This window comes from Rudanella paleaurantiibacter, assembly GCF_009184635.1.
GTDB lineage: Bacteria > Bacteroidota > Bacteroidia > Cytophagales > Spirosomataceae > Rudanella > Rudanella paleaurantiibacter.
The window spans coordinates 1-13,171 of the sequence record NZ_WELI01000001.1; the positions used below are offsets into that span (position 1 = coordinate 1).

Below are 13,171 nucleotides of genomic sequence, written 5' to 3' on the forward strand. Positions count from 1 at the left end.
AGAGCCGTTAAGCCCCGTGCTGCCGATGGTACTGGAGTCAGATCCGGGAGAGTAGGAAGCTGCCACCTCTAGTTATAGAAGCGAAGGGGGTGTTATCTCAGACGAGGTAGCACCCCCTTTCCGCGTTCAAATGCCCTATGTATTTACCAGAGCCATCTATGCTGGTTGTTGCTGTTTACAGCTCTATCAAGCAGCTAATTATTCTGTCTACTTTGCTGTTTAACGTGAGTTATGGATAATGGGTACGCGCAAGCCATCGCTAATAAGTCATTGGCTTACTAAAGGATTTATCCGTAACTCACGTTATTTAGTGGTTCCAGCGCAACCCAGCGATCTGAAATTTGATCTCACGTGGTTTTTGGCCAGCGAATGAGAGGTTGACCACCATATTTTTAGCCCGCTTCATCTGCTCAATCAGTTTAGCCTCTTTCTCGAAAAAGACAATGTTGGCACGCCCATTGGCAGCTGCCGATAAGCTGTAGATTATGGGCTTTTGTCCATCGAACTGAACTTGAGCGCTACCATTCTGGAAGCTTCTAGTAAATAGGCCTTTCTCAACTTCTAAATAGACATATCTGTCTCCTTTAGTTTTACGTATCGTCAGCGATACGTTGGTTCCGCCCGCGTACGGGTAGGAAAACTCAATCATGTTAGTTGAGATTAAGGTCGCTCTGTACGTAATATCTCCGGCTGTGCTTTGCGACTGACTATATTTCCATCCTGCAGCAGATGAGCGAATTTGTGAAAGAGGAAAGGCTTCTAGTAAGCGGCTATCCGCAAAAGAGGAACAGGTAAGCGGATTGAAGGAAATAAACGTGAAGAAAGGAATCAGAAGGATACGCATAGCAAATTAGAGTAGCTGAGATAAGAAAGGGTGCAGTTTACCCTATTTAGGCCTTACAATAGCCTTATCAACAATGTACATAGATTCTGGTTAATCGGGTAGTTGCACAAGCAAAAGATTATCTATGGCAGTTATTGGTGAATTGGTACGAAAAGCGATCGATGTATATGGTTTTATCACATCTGACCCAGAGCCAGCAAAGGCTCAGCGGGCTGTATTGCAATCTCTTCTGGAAAAAGCGCGTTTGACTGCTTTTGGGAAAAAGTACAGCTTCAGCGGTATATTGAACAGTGCCGATGTGGTACGTGCGTTTCAAGAAAGTGTACCGGTACACGATTACGATAAGATGTACGACGAATGGTGGCACTATCTGCAGGAAGGCCATCAGAATGTAACGTGGCCGGGTGGACAACGTTATTTTGCGCTGAGTAGTGGCACGACCAGTACAAGTAAATCGATTCCGGTAACCGATGATATGCTCGACTCAATTCGGCGGTCGGGATTGCAGCAGGTGGCGAGTTTGAAGAACTTTCAGTTGCCTGCTGATTTTTTTGAGAAGCAGATAATGATGTTGGGGAGTAGTGTGAGCCTAATTCAAAAAGATGACCACGAAGAGGGCGAAATCAGTGGAATTAGCGCGGCTAACATACCGGGCTGGTTTCGGGGATACTACAAGCCGGGCGTGGAAATTGCGTCGATCACAGATTGGGATGAGCGTGTTCATCGGATTGCTCAAGAGGCACCTATGTGGGATATCGGTAGCTTGAGCGGTATTCCCTCCTGGATTGAAATGATGTTGAAAGAGGTAATCTCGCATAACCGAGTAAGCACCATTCACGATCTGTGGCCCAATTTACAGGTGTACACTTCGGGTGGAGTTGCTTTTGAACCGTACCGAAAGAGCTTTGAGTCGCTGCTGGCTCGTCCGCTGACGTATATCGATACCTATTTGACTTCGGAAGGGTATCTGGCAACGCAGAAGCGCCCTGACACAACCTCAATGGCTTTAATTCTGGACAATGGGATCTTTTTTGAGTTTGTCCCTTTCACCGACGCGAATATGGATGATGATGGCCGCGTGAAGCAGGATGCTCAGATTCTGAGTCTGGAGGAGGCCGAAGAAAATGTCGATTATGTTTTGCTGATCTCGACAGTTTCGGGCGCGTGGCGGTACATGATTGGTGATACAGTTATGATTACGGACAAAGTCCGTTCAGAAATTCGGATTACGGGTCGGACAAAGCATTTTCTGAACGTGGTTGGCGAGCAGCTATCCGTTTTTCAAATGAATCAGGCTATGCAGAAGATGCAGAGTCAGTTCAACGTAGAGATTAAGGAGTTTGTGGTCGCGGCTGTTCGGAAAGATGGAGAGTATATCAACAAATGGATGGTTGGCTCAAATCGCGATGTTGATAATATCCAATTTGCCCTTTCGCTCGACAATGAGCTGTGCGAAACGAATAAAAACTATAAGGTAGCGCGTAGTAAGTCGTTGCACGGGGTAGAGGCCGAGGTGATACCGGTCGATCATTTCTACCGTTGGAGTGAAGACTACAAAAAGCTGGGGGGGCAGACGAAAATTCCGCGGGTTATGAAAGAAGATGATTTCCGGGATTTTGAGCAGTACGTGCAGAAATTGCGGTAGCCCGGACGTTAACGCTCGGCCTGCTCCAGTTTTCTAACCTGCTCAACAATCTCCTCGGGCGAAACATACAGCCGGGCAATCTTATCTTTGTAGGCCTGTGGTAACTCGGCATGGTTCAAAATGAACCGCTTTGTGGCTACCAGATACGGCCCCAAATCGCGTTCTACGGCAAACGTGTCGGCAATGCGCTCTACCTTGCGCACGTACTCCGTCGAGAAAACATAGGAAAAGCCAAAACGTACCAAATCCCAGTTGCTACGGCGCTCATAGTCCATAATATGCCCTAGCTCATGGCCGATCCAGCCAATCATGATTTCGCTGGGTAGCTGATGGATGGGGATGGCTGTATGGGTGAGGGTAAACAGCGCGCTGATGTTGATTTGGTAGGCCCGGTGTTGGCGGTTGCCCAGTAGCGACCCAAAAACGGGTTGCGCCTGCATAACCGACGAGCGTATTCTGGGCTTCAATACAAACCGAATAGGTGTTTGGTTCAGCTCAGGGTAAAACGAAAGGGCCGTCAGAACGTCCTGCTCAATACTCGAAGGGATAACTTTGTGGTGGCCCCAATTCATAAGTTCAATGGCGTAGTATGGGTCGGGTCGGCTTACGGTCAGATTCGTGCACGTATAGTGTTAACGGTTGGGGCGCTGATTGGTTTTATCAGAGTAGTGAGGTTCATGAGTGCCCGGTAGGTAAGCAAGAATCGGGTAACAACAACGCTATGGTAACAATAGACGCGTTTCGGCAGATGGCGCTGGCCTTGCCCGAAATGACAGAACATCCGCATGCAGGTAACCGGGCTTTCAAGGTCGGGAGTAAAATCGTAGTGACGCTCAACAGCGCCGAAAACCGGGTTTGCCTGAAACTCTCGGAACGAGATCAGGACTTGTTCTCCGTTTTCGACCGAACAGTTATCTATCCCGTACCCAACAAATGGGGGAAGCATGGCTGGACGTTGGTCAGTCTTCAGAAAGTGGAGGCCGAAACCCTGCACGATGCCTTGATTGCGGCTTACTACCATGTAGCGCCCAAGCGTCTGTCAGCCCTGATACAGCCAAGTACGGATTCAGAATGAGACTTGGCCAACAAAAAAGCCGCTTCGGGTGAAGCGGCTCCTGATTAGTTTGTGCCTTGCAGACAAACTGCTTATTTCTTGGCAATCCGGTAAAGCCGTCCCTGGTCGGTCACGGTGTAAAGAGCCCCGTCTTTGCCCTGCGTAATGTCGCGGAAGCGTTGGTAATCTTCGGTGAGCAGACGCTCTTCGGCCACTACCCGGTTGTTTTCGATAATCAGCCGGGCAATGTGCATACCGCTAAGCGTACCAATGAACAGGTTATTTTTCCATTCAGGCATTTGATCACCGGTATAAAAGGTCATACCGCTGGGTGATACCGAGGGGTCCCAGTAATAAACGGGTTGTTCGAGGCCAGCCTGCTGCTGAATTGCTTCGCCTACTTTTTGACCACTGTATTCAATACCGTACGTGATGGTTGGCCAGCCGTAGTTTTTCCCGGGCTCCACGCGGTTAAGCTCGTCGCCACCACGGGGGCCAAACTCGTTCTCCCACAAATCGCCCGTAACTGGGTGCAGGGCAAGACCCTGTACGTTGCGGTGACCGTATGAGTACAATTCGGGGCGCGCACCGTCTTTGCCAATAAATGGATTCCCTGAAACAGGCTTGCCATCAGTGGTGATTCGGATTACCTTACCCAGACCTGAGTTGAGCGATTGCGCCTGTGGCCGGGTCACTTTGTCGGAGCGTTCGCCGGTGCTGATAATCAGGTTGCCTTGTTTGTCGAACAAAATACGGCCTCCGTAGTGCAGCGTGCCCTTGTACGCAGGGGTAGCGCGGTAAATAACTGTTGGGTTTTCGATCTTCTTTTCATCGGCCGACAGCTTACCTTTAGCTACAGCCGTCAGGTTACCATTGTCAGATGGTTCAGCAAAGACCCAGTACACCATCCGGGTTTTTTCGAAAGCCGGATCGACCCGCACGCCAAGCAAACCACCCTGACCGGCTGAATTAACGGCTGGCAAGCCCGTAATAGTCTCGCTCAGTTTTCCTTCTGGCGTGGCAATGCGCATGGTTCCTGCTTTCTCAGTGATGAGCAACCGACCGTCGGGCAGACTTGTAATGCCCCAGGGCGATTTGAGGGCTTCTGTCAGCACTTTGCCTTCATAGCCTGCTTTGGTTTTAACGCTACCCACGCGCGTTTGTCCGGCAAACGCTGATTTGTAGTTTGAATTAGGCTCTTTGGTCTCGACAGGAGCGCCCAAACCTGCCTGTTGTGCAAACAGGGAGTGAGAGGCCAGTACAAGCGTAGCGGCTGCTGTAAGGCCTATGATTCGGTTTATCATTGTTGATAATGGTTTCGGGTAACAGAACGCAAGAGCGAACGGATTGGTTTAATCCAACCGTTTGTCGCGCCCAATTGCGTGAGTGTTTATACAGGAGTAAGCCAAATAGGGGACAATCCTAACCGAAAACCGAATCAGAACAAAAACAAAAAAGCCGCTTCGATTGAAGCGGCTTTCGTGCACTCGTAGGGATTCGAACCCCAAACCTCCTGATCCGTAGTCAGGTGCTCTATCCAATTGAGCTACGAATGCATTGCCCCGTGTTGGGACTGCAAAAGTAGAAAGAAGTTTTAAAAATCCCAATCGTAAGGCTCAAAAAAAATCTCATTTTCCTCTGAAATTCGGCTTCTGTTTGGTCACAAAGGAGCCAATGCCTTCCATGGCGTCGGCTGAGTTGCCCAGTATTTCCTGATTGTCAGCCTCTTGTTCGAGCATAGCCTCCAGAGTGCTATAGAGCGATTGATTGAGCACTTTTTTCATCAACCCAATGGCTTTGGTGGGTGCTGCGGCATAGGCACCTGCCAGTTCGGTAACGGCGGCATCTAACTGCTCGGCTGGAACCGACTGATTGACCAGCCCCAGTGTCAGGGCCTCGGGGCCGTACACGCGTCGGCCTGTGCTGCAAAGTTCAAATGCTTTGAGCGAGCCCACCAGACGGGGTAAGAAAAAAGTAGCGCCTGCATCGGGCATGAGACCGATGTTGATAAAAATCTGGCTGAAATACGCTTCGTTGGCCGTGATAATGGCGTCGCAGGCCAGCGCCAGCGAGCAACCCGCCCCGGCCGCTACGCCGTTAACGCGGGCAATTACGGGTTTCGGAAGATTTCGAATCGCCAGAATCATGGGGTTGTACCCTTCTCGTAGCGATTTGCCCAACGAGAGCCCGCCCTCCGAGGCTCCAGCCATGCCGTCTTTCAGGTCGGCACCGGAGCAAAAGGCCTTGTCGCCCGCACCCGTCAGCACCACTACCCGAATAGCCGGGTCGGTGGCTACCTGCCCAATGGCTTCGGTTATTTCCCGGATAAGGCCGCTGCTGAGGGCATTATACACCTGAGGCCGGTTGAGCGTAATGCGGCAGATTCCATCGGAGACTTCGTATAGAATAGATTCGTACATGGCTGTAAGGCTGAAAGAATAGTATGCAAGCATACGATTTTTGGCGCAATAAAAAAAGCGGACTTGAGCCCGCTTAGGTTCTGAGAGGGTATCTCAGAAAAGGATCAGTACCGTCAGGGCGCTGACTAAAAGACCCAGCATAAGGCCCGCACCAACCTGGGCCGGGGTGTGCGCGTTGAGGTGAAGCCGGGCGCTCAAAATAAGTCCGGCGAGGCCTGTGAGCAGGGCCAGAAATAGAATGAGGTCGGTTTCGCCGAATTTGACCGTAACGGCCATGAGTGTACCCAGTACCCCGCCAATACCTACCCCGTGGGCGCTAATTTTCCAGTACAGCGAAATAATGCCAACCAGCAACATAGACAGCGTGATGCTACTCAGAATGACGGCGATTTCCGGCGCGGTATCGGAAATGAGCTGCATCTGAAACGCAAACATGAACGTGACGCCCGCATACACTAGGGCGGTTAGCAGGTAGGGTAGCCGCCGGTCGAGCCGGTTGTCGAGGTGCAGATTGGGGATGTACCCACCCCGGAGTAAAAACAGGATGACGATGGTCGGTACGCCGAACGTACCCACCGCAATAAGCATCAGCAGGCTTCCGCGCAGGGTTGTCGAAAAGGCGTCGAGACCCAGTACGCCGGGTGTCTGAAAAAAGAGAATGCCGAACAGGATCGTCGGCATTAGCAATGGGTGAAACAGTGCCGAAAGCGTTCGGGCCAGTTTGTCGTTCACAGAAGTAAAAAGACCACGTTGGCGGTCAGGTTGTATTTCAGGGGCAAAGTTACGCCCGAAAGGGGTTTGTTGCACCCCCTTGTCATAATTGCTTGCGCAAGCGAGCCACCGGAATATTGAGCTGCTCACGGTATTTGGCTACCGTTCGGCGGGCAATGTTGTAGCCCCGGTCGTTGAGCATTTTCTCGAGCTTGTCGTCGGAGAGCGGGTTAAGCTTTGGCTCGTTGTCGATTAGCTCTTTCAGAATATTTTTTACTTCGCGGCTGCTGACATCCTCGCCCGAATCGGTCGAGATACCTTCGGAGAAGAAGTATTTAAGCGGGTAAATTCCAAACTCGGTTTGTACCGACTTACTGTTGGCCACCCGCGACACCGTCGACACGTCCATGTCGATCATCGTTGCAATGTCTTTCAGAATCATGGGCCGCAGCTTCGACTCGTCGCCGGTCAGAAAAAAATCGTACTGAAACTTCACGATGGCGTTCATGGTCTTCAGCAGGGTTTGCTGTCGCTGCTTAATGGCATCGATAAACCATTTGGCGGCATCGAGCCGTTGCTTCACAAACGTAACCGTTTCTTTCAGGGCCTTGTTGGTTTTGGTGCTCTTATCGTAGGTGTCGAGCATCTCGGCAAAAGACCGGCTTATTCGTAGTTCTGGGGCATTCTTTGAATTTAAGGTGAGTTCGAGTTTACCGCCGTTGTTGGTCAGAATAAAATCGGGAATCAGATACTGAGCTGTTCCGTCTCCGCCCTCGACCGAACCCGGTTTGGGGTTCAGCTTGGTAATAATAGTAATGACTTTCTTGAGCGATTCGTCGGAGACGTTGAGTCGGCGCTGAATTTTTTCGTAGTGCTTCTTGGAGAACTCTTCGAAAAACTCGTCGATGATCCGAATGGCCAGCCCAACACAAGGGTCTGATTGGTCTTTCCGTTGCAGTTGCAGAATCAGGCATTCCTGGAGTGTGCGGGCGGCAATACCAGGCGGGTCGAAGGTCTGAATCATCGCAAGCACCTCTTCGAGTTCGTCGACATCCGTAAACACGCCCTGCGTAAAGGCCAGATCATTGACAATAGCCTGCATAGAACGCCGGATATAGCCGTCGCTCTCGATACTGCCCAGTAACTGAAGCCCAATCGTGCGTTGCTCGTTGGAAAGGCGCAGATAGCCAAATTGCTGCATGAGTGAATCCATCAGGCTCGACGTACTGGCCAATGGCGATTCGCGCTCCTCTTCGGCATAATTACCGTCGCCCTGCATCTTGTAGCCATTGTAGTCGTCGCTGCTCAGATACCCGTCAATGTCGAGATCATCGTCGTGCGTACGTGCGTCGTCGCCGTATTCATCGCCATACGGATCGTCATCATTATTTGGCTCCTCATAATCGTCCATGCCCTCTTCCAGGGCCGGATTGATTTCCAGCTCTTCTTCAATGCGCGTGTCGAGCTCAGCTGTAGGAATCTGCAACAGCTTGATAAACTGAATCTGTTGTGGAGACAGTTTCTGCTGAAGCGATTGATTTAAGCTTAACTTCTGCATGATACAATCAGGTAAATGTTTAGGGTACGTTGAGCAGAAGAGGCTGAGCCAAGCCCCTCACAATTATCAGACCAATTTTAGTGGTTTTTTGTTTGTTGGCAATAAAAAAAATAGAAACATCGGTTATTTAATCTGTTACTCTACCAAACGGATCAATTTTGCTTACTCAATTATCTAAAATGTGCTCTTTAAATTCGATATGATGACGATTAACGGCTTGTTGGGAGAGTACGAGGTTATTCTGTTCGATCTGATGGACACGCTGATGTTTGGCGGGAACCGGTTTTCGACCGACGAAGATTACGCGTACACCTACGCGCAACTGGGCGGGCATTTATACTCAAGTGTATTTGTGCAGTCGCTTATTCATGCGGTGTATGAGCGTATGCATGCCGACTACAACCATCCTGGCTGTTACACCAACTTTCCGGCGGCTTCGGTGTACATTCAGCAGCTTCTGACAGAACGACAGGCCTCAACCGCCGACGCCGACCGGCTAGCGCAGGTGTTTGCCCTACACGAGCTGGGACATATACCCGATGGGCACGTGGCTACGCTGGAGGCTCTCAGTCAGACACACCGGCTGGGGCTGGTGAGCAATCTGTGGGCCGGGGCCGATTTGTTCCGGCGGGTATTTCGGGAGGTAGGCATTCATCACCTGTTCGAAGTGCTCGTTTTTTCGTCCGACCATGCCTGCATCAAACCCTCGCCCCGCTTGTTTCGGGTGGCCCTCGACCAACTGGCTGTGGAGCCCCGGCGGATTCTGTTTGTGGGCGATGATGCCGACCGTGATGTGGCTGCGGCCCGGGCACTGGGTATGGACACCGTTTGGGTAACCGGGGCCAAACAGGAGCCGGGGCCCGGCCGTTGTGTACGGAGCGTGGTTGAATTGGTGAGGTAGCCGCCCGGTCGTTTCGCAAAACCTATTTTTGCCTCATCTTTGTTACTCAGATAAAGACAGCCAACAGGCTGGGTAACCAATCAGCCCGGCCCATTGCTCACTTGCTCCCGAATCAATGAAACTCCTGAAAGTTGCCGCTGGCGTACTGAATCAGACGCCCCTTGCCTGGGATTCTAACCGTCAACACATTATATCGGCCATCGAAGCGGCCCGGCAGCAGGAGGTAAGCCTGCTGGTACTGCCCGAACTTTGTATTTCGGGGTATAACTGCGACGATATGTTTTTTGCTCAGAACACCATCGATCAGTCGATTGCGTCGCTGCTGGAGATTGTAGAGCACACGGCCGACATCGTGGTGTCGGTGGGGTTGCCGTTGCGGCACAACAACCGCACGTACAACACGGCCTGCCTTATTGCCAACAAGCGGATTCTGGGCTTTGCCGTGAAGCAATACCTACCCCAAAACGGGATTCACTACGAGCCACGCTGGTTTCAGCCGTGGTCGGCTTTCGTACGTGACGAGATCAAGATTGGCGGCCCGTCGCACGGCGGTCCGTCGCACGGGGAGTTTAGCTACCCATTTGGTGACCTGGTGTTCGAGCTGTCGGGTGGTCCGGTTGGGCCGGTGCGGATTGGGTTTGAAATCTGCGAAGATGCCTGGATTGCCAACCGGCCGGGCAGGTCGTTGTACGAGCGGGGTGTCGATGTGATCCTGAACCCATCGGCCAGTCATTTTTCGTTCAACAAATCAGTTACCCGTGAGCGACTCGTGGTTGATGCTTCGCGGTCGTTTGGGGTGAGTTATATCTACACCAACCTCCTGGGCAACGAAGCTGGCCGGGCTATTTACGATGGCGACGCTATGGTGGCCTCGAACGGGTCGTTGCTGGTATCGGGGCCACGACTGAGCTACGAGGATTACTTGATTGTGCCCGCCGTTATCGACATTGATCTGACCCGCCTGAATCAGGTGCAGAACCGGGGTAATCTGGCGTTGGCTTATCCTAACCTTCGAGTGGCCGAGCGGTTCGACTGGCCCAATGTAACGCCCGTGAAACCACAAGTAGCCGAGCTGGAATCGTGGGAGCGGGGCGGTTATATCCGTGAAGAGGAGTTTGCCCGCGCCGTGGCGTTGGGGCTGTTCGATTACCTGCGCAAAAGCCGGTCGCAGGGGTATGTGCTCAGCCTGTCGGGCGGGGCCGACTCATCGGCCATTGCGGCTACCGTGTATCTGATGATTCGGATGGCGGTCGAAAACCTTGGCCTCGACGGGGTGAAGCAAAAGTTGGGATACATCAAAGCACTTCAGGATTGCCAAACGGCCGAAGAGATGGTTGGGAAGCTGCTGACGGTGATGTATCAGGGCACCGAAAACTCGTCGGACGATACGTTCAACTCGGCCAAAGAGCTGGCCGAGAGTATTGGAGCCAAGTTTTTAACTATCAACATCAACGGTCTGGTTGAAACGTACCGGGGGCTGATCGAAGCCCAATTGGGTCGTCAGCTTTCGTGGGAAACCGACGATCTGGCCCTGCAAAATATTCAGGCACGGGTACGGGCCCCGTCAATCTGGATGCTGGCCAATATCAACAATGCCTTGTTGCTGAGCACCTCCAACCGCTCCGAAGCGGCCGTGGGCTACGCGACGATGGACGGCGATACGGCGGGGAGTATTTCGCCTATTACGGGCATCGATAAGCACTTTTTGCGGAGTTGGCTGCGCTGGCTGGAAACTGAGGGGTTGAACATTGCCTCTACGCCATCGTCTGCGAGTGATAACAGCCCCTCGGCTATCCGATTGTCGGGTCTGCACCGTGTGAATAACCTGCAACCGACTGCCGAGCTACGTCCGCTCGACAAAAAACAGACCGACGAAGACGACCTGATGCCGTACGAGGTGCTTAACACCATTGAGCAGCTGGCGATTCGGGACAAGCAGACTCCGCTCGACATTCTGAAGGCTCTCCAGCCGATTTATGCCGAGGCTTACGGGGCCGACAAACTGCTGCTCTGGACGGAGCGGTTCTTTAAACTCTGGAGCCGTAATCAATGGAAGCGGGAGCGATACGCGCCTTCGTTCCATCTTGACGATTACAGTCTGGACCCGCGCACCTGGATGCGGTTCCCGATTCTGTCGGGTGGGTTTGAGAAAGAACTGGCCGAGATGAAGGAGTGGGCCGCGTCGGAAGGGGGCGCGTCGGTGAGCCGGAAAGCCCACGGCGGCCGGGGCCGCATCGGGTTCTGATGGGTATGAGCGATTCACAACAGACAGAATCTTCTGCATCGGGTGGGGCGGTTGGTAGTGGGGCTATCCCCGGCTTATTGTTTGCCGCATTTTGGGCGTCGGCGTCGGTAGCTACAAAGTTCGGGGTGCAGTCGGCGCACCCGTTCTGGCTGGCTACCATTCGGTTTATGATTGCCGGGAGCGGTATGCTTCTGTTTGCGTACGGAATTGGCCGCCGGAATCCGCTCCCCAACCGGGTGGAGTGGCAACGTCTGACGATCTTCGCCTTTCTGAATACCACCGTTTATTTGGGGCTGTACGTGCTGGCCATGCGCGAAGTGTCGGCCGGTATTGGTAGTCTGGGCGTGGCTACCAACCCGCTGTTTATCACGCTTATGTCGGCGGTGTGGTTGCGTCGACCGCTACGCTGGTACGAGGGAGCCGGTATTGCGCTGGGCCTGATTGGCGTAACGGTGGCTACGTATCCGCTGCTCGAAGATGCTCACGCCACCGTGCGCGGGTTGCTTATTCTGATGACGGGTATGGTCTCGGTATCAGCTGCTACGGTGTACTACGCTCGGTTCGACTGGCGATTGCCCCCAATTGTGATCAACGGTTGGCAGGTGCTCATTGGCGGGTTACTGTTATTGCCCGTAACGCTGCTGGTGGCCGATTTCCAACCCGACCGTTTCGACCAGACCTTCTGGGTATCGGTATTCTGGCTGGTGTTGCCGGTGTCGGTGGTGGCCCTGCAACTTTGGTTTTATCTGGTGCGGCAAGATGCCGTGCGTGCCTCGCTATGGCTGTTTCTGTGTCCTATTTTCGGCTTTGCGTACTCGGCGGTACTCACGGGTGAGCCCATCACCTTGTTTACACTGGCGGGTACGGCCTTAGTACTGGCGGGGCTTTGGCTGGCCCGGAAAAAAAAGTAAACGTTACGGATTGGGAAGAACCGTGATTTCTACCCGCTTGTTTCGGGCGCGGTTCTGGGGCGAGAGTGGCCCCGGTAGCGGGCGCGTACCGCCGTATGCTTTCATCGCCACTCGGTTAGGATCGATGCCCGACTGGACCAGAAACGCCCGAACAGCCTCGGCCCGGTCGAGGGCGAGGATGCGGTTAAGGGTAATATCGCCGACGGTATCGGTATGGCCGGCTACTTCGATCCGCACGCCCGGATTGGCTGTTAGCTGCGTAGCCAGCAACCGAAGCGCCCGGACAGCCTCGGGCAGCAGGTCGGCCCGGCGGGGGGCAAACGTCAGGGTTGGCAACACCACGGGCATCGACGCGGTCGGTCGCGAGGCCGAACCCGGTTCGAGCCGGATTTCTTTCCCATAGATACGGTCAGCGCGCTGATCCGAAAACGCCAGTTTCTCTTCTAGGTCCTTATACCCATCAGCGCGGGTCACAATCGAGTACGTACGCGCCGGGTCGAGCGTGAGCCTAAAGGTTCCGTCGGGCCGGGTGCGACCGTTCGAAAATACAGTGCGTTCGGGCAGTACAATAGCCTCAATACGGGCGTCCGCAATGGGTTGGCGCGTGTTGGCGCTCACCACCGTTCCGTCGAACGTAGCCAGGGGGCGGGGCTGATTTTGCCCGTTAACAACGCTCGTCCAAAGTAGCCAGAGACACCCCGTAAACACGCGTAAAGTAAGTTGTGTCGCCATCAAAATGACAACGGAATCTCTCGGGTAAATAGTTTGAAAAGTCGCCTAAAATGCCTAATTTAAAGACGTATAGCTAATGACATTTCTGGGCCTAAAAATACTTTGTAAATATCTGTTATTCAGATGGTTAAAAGGGCGTTCTGGGGCGTT

The 13,171-nt window shown here is 52.8% G+C and carries 12 protein-coding genes and 1 tRNA gene; 5 read left to right on the forward strand and 8 right to left on the reverse strand.

Features of this window, described 5'->3' with window-relative positions:
• Window positions 1–307: 307 nt before the first annotated feature.
• Entirely contained in the window at window positions 308–844 is a 537-nt protein-coding gene (locus F5984_RS00005; RefSeq protein WP_152121648.1) for a hypothetical protein, read from the reverse strand.
• Window positions 845–968: 124 nt separating this feature from the next.
• Here F5984_RS00005 and F5984_RS00010 point away from each other — a divergent pair, with 124 nt between their 5' ends.
• On the forward strand, window positions 969–2,489 hold the full coding sequence (locus tag F5984_RS00010) for a GH3 family domain-containing protein (RefSeq protein WP_152121650.1): 1,521 nt from the start codon (window positions 969–971) through the stop codon (window positions 2,487–2,489).
• Window positions 2,490–2,497: 8 nt separating this feature from the next.
• On the opposite strand, the gene F5984_RS00015 is transcribed toward F5984_RS00010, so the two are convergent.
• Window positions 2,498–3,061, reverse strand: a complete 564-nt coding sequence (locus F5984_RS00015; RefSeq protein WP_152121652.1) for a hypothetical protein — start codon at window positions 3,059–3,061, stop codon at window positions 2,498–2,500.
• Window positions 3,062–3,210: 149 nt separating this feature from the next.
• Between F5984_RS00015 and F5984_RS00020 the strand changes: the two genes are divergently transcribed.
• On the forward strand, window positions 3,211–3,564 hold the full coding sequence (locus F5984_RS00020; RefSeq protein WP_152121654.1) for an MmcQ/YjbR family DNA-binding protein: 354 nt from the start codon (window positions 3,211–3,213) through the stop codon (window positions 3,562–3,564).
• A 71-nt stretch (window positions 3,565–3,635) separates the two neighbouring features.
• Here the strand turns inward: F5984_RS00020 and F5984_RS00025 are convergent, their stop codons facing one another.
• From F5984_RS00025 to rpoN, 5 genes are all read right to left on the reverse strand, one after another.
• The gene (locus tag F5984_RS00025; RefSeq protein WP_152121656.1) at window positions 3,636–4,847 is read right to left on the reverse strand and encodes a PQQ-dependent sugar dehydrogenase; all 1,212 of its coding nucleotides are present in this window, start codon (window positions 4,845–4,847) and stop codon (window positions 3,636–3,638) included.
• A gap of 178 nt (window positions 4,848–5,025) precedes the next feature.
• Window positions 5,026–5,099 (reverse strand) — tRNA-Arg (locus F5984_RS00030).
• Window positions 5,100–5,171: 72 nt separating this feature from the next.
• Window positions 5,172–5,963: an enoyl-CoA hydratase/isomerase family protein gene (locus tag F5984_RS00035; RefSeq protein ID WP_152121658.1), complete on the reverse strand. Its 792-nt coding sequence runs from the start codon at window positions 5,961–5,963 to the stop codon at window positions 5,172–5,174.
• 93 nt (window positions 5,964–6,056) lie between these two features.
• Window positions 6,057–6,644 (reverse strand): hypothetical protein, encoded by a 588-nt coding sequence (locus F5984_RS00040; protein ID WP_152121660.1) that lies wholly within the window; start codon window positions 6,642–6,644, stop codon window positions 6,057–6,059.
• Between the two features lie 133 nt (window positions 6,645–6,777).
• Window positions 6,778–8,232 carry an RNA polymerase factor sigma-54 gene (gene rpoN / locus F5984_RS00045; protein ID WP_152121662.1) on the reverse strand — a complete coding sequence of 485 codons (1,455 nt, stop codon included), beginning with the start codon at window positions 8,230–8,232 and terminating at the stop codon, window positions 6,778–6,780.
• Between the two features lie 199 nt (window positions 8,233–8,431).
• Here rpoN and F5984_RS00050 point away from each other — a divergent pair, with 199 nt between their 5' ends.
• The 3 genes from F5984_RS00050 (at window position 8,432) to F5984_RS00060 (ending at window position 12,289) form a co-directional block, all read left to right on the forward strand.
• A complete protein-coding gene (locus F5984_RS00050; RefSeq protein ID WP_152121664.1) occupies window positions 8,432–9,133 on the forward strand; it encodes an HAD family hydrolase in 702 nt (233 codons plus the stop codon).
• Between the two features lie 115 nt (window positions 9,134–9,248).
• The gene (gene nadE / locus F5984_RS00055; protein ID WP_152121665.1) at window positions 9,249–11,378 is read left to right on the forward strand and encodes an NAD(+) synthase; all 2,130 of its coding nucleotides are present in this window, start codon (window positions 9,249–9,251) and stop codon (window positions 11,376–11,378) included.
• 5 nt (window positions 11,379–11,383) lie between these two features.
• Entirely contained in the window at window positions 11,384–12,289 is a 906-nt protein-coding gene (locus tag F5984_RS00060; protein ID WP_152121667.1) for a DMT family transporter, read from the forward strand.
• A gap of 3 nt (window positions 12,290–12,292) precedes the next feature.
• Here the strand turns inward: F5984_RS00060 and F5984_RS00065 are convergent, their stop codons facing one another.
• Window positions 12,293–13,021 carry an OmpA family protein gene (locus F5984_RS00065; protein ID WP_152121669.1) on the reverse strand — a complete coding sequence of 243 codons (729 nt, stop codon included), beginning with the start codon at window positions 13,019–13,021 and terminating at the stop codon, window positions 12,293–12,295.
• Window positions 13,022–13,171: the final 150 nt, after the last annotated feature.

What these genes read in the sequence shown, in the direction of transcription:
- F5984_RS00020 (WP_152121654.1), top strand. Translation starts at nt 3,211, where the DNA reads ATGGTAACAATAGACGCGTTTCGGCAGATGGCGCTGGCCTTGCCCGAA.
- F5984_RS00040 (WP_152121660.1), bottom strand. Translation starts at nt 6,644, where the DNA reads ATGCCGACGATCCTGTTCGGCATTCTCTTTTTTCAGACACCCGGCGTA.
- rpoN (WP_152121662.1), bottom strand. Translation starts at nt 8,232, where the DNA reads ATGCAGAAGTTAAGCTTAAATCAATCGCTTCAGCAGAAACTGTCTCCA.
- F5984_RS00060 (WP_152121667.1), top strand. Translation starts at nt 11,384, where the DNA reads ATGAGCGATTCACAACAGACAGAATCTTCTGCATCGGGTGGGGCGGTT.
- F5984_RS00005 (WP_152121648.1), bottom strand. Translation starts at nt 844, where the DNA reads ATGCGTATCCTTCTGATTCCTTTCTTCACGTTTATTTCCTTCAATCCG.
- F5984_RS00015 (WP_152121652.1), bottom strand. Translation starts at nt 3,061, where the DNA reads ATGAATTGGGGCCACCACAAAGTTATCCCTTCGAGTATTGAGCAGGAC.
- F5984_RS00025 (WP_152121656.1), bottom strand. Translation starts at nt 4,847, where the DNA reads ATGATAAACCGAATCATAGGCCTTACAGCAGCCGCTACGCTTGTACTG.
- F5984_RS00050 (WP_152121664.1), top strand. Translation starts at nt 8,432, where the DNA reads ATGATGACGATTAACGGCTTGTTGGGAGAGTACGAGGTTATTCTGTTC.
- F5984_RS00065 (WP_152121669.1), bottom strand. Translation starts at nt 13,021, where the DNA reads ATGGCGACACAACTTACTTTACGCGTGTTTACGGGGTGTCTCTGGCTA.
- F5984_RS00010 (WP_152121650.1), top strand. Translation starts at nt 969, where the DNA reads ATGGCAGTTATTGGTGAATTGGTACGAAAAGCGATCGATGTATATGGT.
- F5984_RS00035 (WP_152121658.1), bottom strand. Translation starts at nt 5,963, where the DNA reads ATGTACGAATCTATTCTATACGAAGTCTCCGATGGAATCTGCCGCATT.
- nadE (WP_152121665.1), top strand. Translation starts at nt 9,249, where the DNA reads ATGAAACTCCTGAAAGTTGCCGCTGGCGTACTGAATCAGACGCCCCTT.